Below are 2,186 nucleotides of genomic sequence, written 5' to 3'. Positions count from 1 at the left end.
ACATCCTTGCCGGACGTCTTGAAATGGTGGGCGTGGTTCGGGGGCGGTGGCCGGGAGTCCGGTCGCGGCGGGGTTAGTTCCCCGCCGGTTTTGTCTTGTCATCGTCGAGGCCGAGCGTACGGCCGGGGAAGCCGGCGGTGTCGAAATAGCGCTGGGTGCCGACGCGCTGCAGGTTCAGCACGGTGCTCAGACCCTCGGCTTCTTCCGATTTGACCGTTTCCTTCGTGGCTTCCGGCACCGCGCCGTTTGGCTCGCAAAGGCTTTCGAGTGCGCTGGCGCGGGCGATCCGCAAGGCCGGCGGAGACGTGCTGCTGCGCCGCTCGGTGACCGGCATCGAGATCACAGAAGGCGCGCATCGCGTCACCCACTCGGCACGCGACGGCAGCGATCCTCAGAGCGTCGAGGCAACGCGACTGATCGGCAACGCTGCCCCGGCGGCGCTGGCGACTTTGATGCCGGAGGCCGACGCGGAGCGGCTGACTGCCAACTACTCGGCCCGCGGGCCGTCGCTCTCCCTGTTCGCCCTGAGTCTCGGGCTGGCGCGACCGGCGCAGGAATTCGGCCTCTCGAGCTACGTTACTCAGGTCTTGCCAGGTTGGATGACGACGCTGAGCAGCTACGCGCAGGGCAAGACCGTGATGGCGGACGAACCGGGCGACCAGATGCCGCCGCTGGCGATCGCCAACTACGCAGCCATCGACTCCGGCGTGCCGTCGCCGCCGCACGTGCTCTCGGTGGTCGGGCCGGACATGGTGGCGAATTGGGACGGGCTCGATCAGGACGGCTACCGCGCCAAGCGCGCGCGCTGGCAGCAGGCGATCATCGATCATCTCGACGCACATTTTCCCGGCCTCGCCGGCGCCGTGACGGCCGCCTCGTTCAACACCGCGCTGTCGGTGCGGCAATATCTCGGCGTCCCCGAAGGCGCCGTCTACGGCTTCGCACCGACGCCGCCGCGAGACGGCGACACGACCTATCGCTCGCCGCGCACCGCATTGCCTGGCCTCTATCTCGCCTCGGCCTGGTCCGGCATCGGCGGCTACAACGGCGCGATCCAGGCCGCGGAAGTCTGCGCGGATATGATTTTGAGCGAAGGCTGAGATTTCGGATTACATGCAGCGGTCTTCGTCGCGAGACCACGCAAGTACCACGGCCCGTGCGGTGTCGGCCATCGCAAGACCTATCGTTCGTCATTCCGGGGCGCGCGAAGCGCGAACCCGGAATCTATACTCCCTGTATTCGCGGTGAAGCACAGTCGTTGTTACGCCGCGCCCAATATCAAGTACAGGGAGTATGGATTCCGGGTTCGCTCACTGCGTGAGCGCCCCGGAATGACGAAAGATGGGTTGTTTGCGAGAACTATCACCACGTCATTGCGAGGAGCGTAGCGACGAAGCAATCCAGCTCCGTTCACTGGGCTGGATTGCTTCGCGGAGCCTGTGCCCGGACGGCGCAAAGCGCCGATCCGGGTGCTCGCAATGACAGGAAGAGGTCTCACTCTAGTTACTATTGATCCGGAACCGCAGCGGCTGGCTGCCGGTGAAGCTGACGAGATCCCCCTGCCGCGTCCAATTCGTCGCGGCCGCCAGCGCGGCCACCAACGCGTCGTCGGCCTGGGCGCGGTCGGGTGGGCAGTTGCGGTCTTCCAACGGGCCGGGGACGAAGATCACGGTGTTGCCGGCGACCGAGAATTGTCCGCTGCCGCTCTTGCACCACAGCTCGAGCCGCGCCTCGCCTTTATCCCCGATCTCGACCGAAGGGATGCGCTTCGAACCAGGCTTGGGCGGGGCGTCGAGCGTCATTTCGAGACCGAACGGAAAGTCGCTGCCGGATTGCGCCATCGCCAAATCGGCCATCGGGACCGCCAGCATCGCCGCCGCAGCGGCGAGCGTCATCATCGCCTGGAAACGCATCACGCCTCGCTCGTTTCGAATCGCCGGTTGTCTAACGCAATCGGCGGCCGCTTGGCCAGACGCGCAAAAAGCAAAACCCCGCGGCGCGCGCCGCGGGGGTTCGCAAGACGATGGATCAGGCCGCTATTTCAGCACCATCGCGGTGAACGGATAGACGTAGGCCTGCAGCATGACCAGCACGCCGACCAGACATGCCAGTGAGATCGAGTGCAGGAACACGTAACGCAGGATGCTGCCTTCGTGGCCGTACCAATTGGTGGCAGTCGAGGCGAC

General features: G+C 65.6%; 2 protein-coding genes and 1 pseudogene. 1 reads left to right on the top strand and 2 read right to left on the bottom strand.

Annotated features, from left to right (window positions below; translation table 11 throughout):
• Positions 1 to 73 precede the first annotated feature (73 nt).
• A complete protein-coding gene (locus I5M_RS31995; protein ID WP_199900014.1) occupies positions 74 to 334 on the bottom strand; it encodes a hypothetical protein in 261 nt (86 codons plus the stop codon).
• Between I5M_RS31995 and I5M_RS03520 the strand changes: the two are divergent.
• Positions 249 to 1,100: pseudogene (locus I5M_RS03520) on the top strand (phytoene desaturase family protein); the annotation flags it as partial. The gene I5M_RS31995 and the pseudogene I5M_RS03520 overlap by 86 nt on opposite strands.
• A 399-nt stretch (positions 1,101 to 1,499) precedes the next feature.
• Here the strand turns inward: I5M_RS03520 and I5M_RS03515 are convergent.
• Positions 1,500 to 1,898, bottom strand: a complete 399-nt coding sequence (locus I5M_RS03515; protein WP_376738660.1) for an META domain-containing protein — start codon at positions 1,896 to 1,898, stop codon at positions 1,500 to 1,502.
• Positions 1,899 to 2,186: the final 288 nt, after the last annotated feature.

The sequence above is a fragment of the Rhodopseudomonas sp. B29 genome, assembly GCF_000333455.1.
GTDB lineage: Bacteria > Pseudomonadota > Alphaproteobacteria > Rhizobiales > Xanthobacteraceae > Rhodopseudomonas.
The sequence above is the reverse complement of the archived record's forward strand: the minus strand, read 5'-3'. Positions and strand labels throughout refer to the sequence as shown.

Bases quoted from the DNA above. Each gene is read 5' to 3' on its own strand.
- I5M_RS31995 (WP_199900014.1), bottom strand. From the start codon at position 334: ATGCCGGTCACCGAGCGGCGCAGCAGCACGTCTCCGCCGGCCTTGCGG.
- I5M_RS03515 (WP_376738660.1), bottom strand. From the start codon at position 1,898: ATGATGACGCTCGCCGCTGCGGCGGCGATGCTGGCGGTCCCGATGGCC.